The organism is Lunatimonas salinarum (assembly GCF_017811155.1).
GTDB lineage: Bacteria > Bacteroidota > Bacteroidia > Cytophagales > Cyclobacteriaceae > Lunatimonas > Lunatimonas salinarum.
Map to the genome: position 1 here is coordinate 1 of NZ_JACVCV010000075.1, position 1,389 is coordinate 1,389.

General features: G+C 37.7%; 2 protein-coding genes. Both read right to left on the minus strand.

The features are described 5' to 3' along the window. Positions 1-323: 323 nt before the first annotated feature. Entirely contained in the window at positions 324-764 is a 441-nt protein-coding gene (locus IAQ59_RS21940) for a hypothetical protein (RefSeq protein WP_209332999.1), read from the minus strand. 2 nt (positions 765-766) lie between these two features. Then, the coding region (locus tag IAQ59_RS21945) for a hypothetical protein (RefSeq protein WP_209333000.1) at positions 767-1,389 on the minus strand (623 nt) is incomplete at its 5' end.

The window sequence follows — 1,389 nt, forward strand, 5'->3', positions numbered from 1 at the left end:
TTGAAGCTGGAATTTATCAGGTTTTAGCCTTGGTAAAACTCCAGCGTATTGAGCATAACGATGAAAATTGCTTGCATATTATCACCTAAGTAGCTCTTCTTTAATCCATTGCAAATGGCGAATATAGAAATACTGCTTGAATAGTAGATGTTGATAATACTTCACTTAGTCGCTCTTTATTACCATCCTTTAATAATTTTACCTATTGAAATAGTTCAGGGAATGTCACCGTTTTGTCCATCCACAAAAAAGACCTGAGCAAGGATGCTATCTTTCGGTATCCTCAAACAGCTATGGTTGATAAAAATGAATTGTAAGCTAAACTACTTGAACCACTTTCGGATTTTGGCCTCTAAAGATTCTTTTTGGAGCTTATTCAAAGAATTCGAATCAACCTGATTAAATATTTTCTCTCTATTCACATTAGCTAAAAGAATAAAGGCTACTAAAGTAGAAATGAACAGGAGCGCAATAACCCAGCTTTGCAACTTAGTTGCTTCAACCCGAGCTGCTTCTATTTGGTCTCTTTTTTTTGTAGAAAACCAATACATCAAAATAAAAACAACCCCCAAGATTAAGAAGTCTCTTCCATTATTCGTTATCATGGGTTCTGGTTTGAAGGCATAGAAGGTCAAAAGTAGATTTCGAAGAGATACGCCTATCAACAATGTTACTAAAATTACAGCCCCCAAAAATGGACTAGGGTTCTTTACACTTGTAAGAAACCAATAAACCATGTTAAGAATTAAAACCATATACCTCATGCTTATCTTGGTTTATTAAACACCGTATTTCCACTGAAATATTCATAACCAAACTTGCCAATAAAATAAGTAGCACTTACACCAGCACCTATAGGTCCCAAAAAGCCAACAACTCCAAAAACAGCATCCACACTTGCTTCTAGTCCGCTTATTTGACCTTGATCAAATTGCAAATATGTAACACTCAAACTGAGCCCTCCAACAATATTACCTGCAACCTTAAATTTGCTTGCCGCATTCAAAGCATTATTGTATCCGTTCCTATAGCCCTGAACCCCCCTTACAAACTTGCCATTTGCACCTTTTTCAAGAATTGTAGTGGAATTGTAGTTGCCCTTAGCATCCATCCACCAAAATTTATTGGCAACTGCATTTTCTAATCCTGCATATGTGATCCCACCTACACCTAGGACATTCCCTGTATAGCTCCAATCATAACCATTACTCCCCCCAGATGGCCGGCTATTTGTGAGATGCTGATACAAAATATAGACTTCCGTTCCGGGGATAATATTCCCATTTCCGTCCCCCATACCATTGACTCCATAAAAAAAACTCGCCCCCTGAGATGATCCTATACCCGTAAAACTCCCAGTCAATTCCATAGCTCTTTCAAAATTGGTTC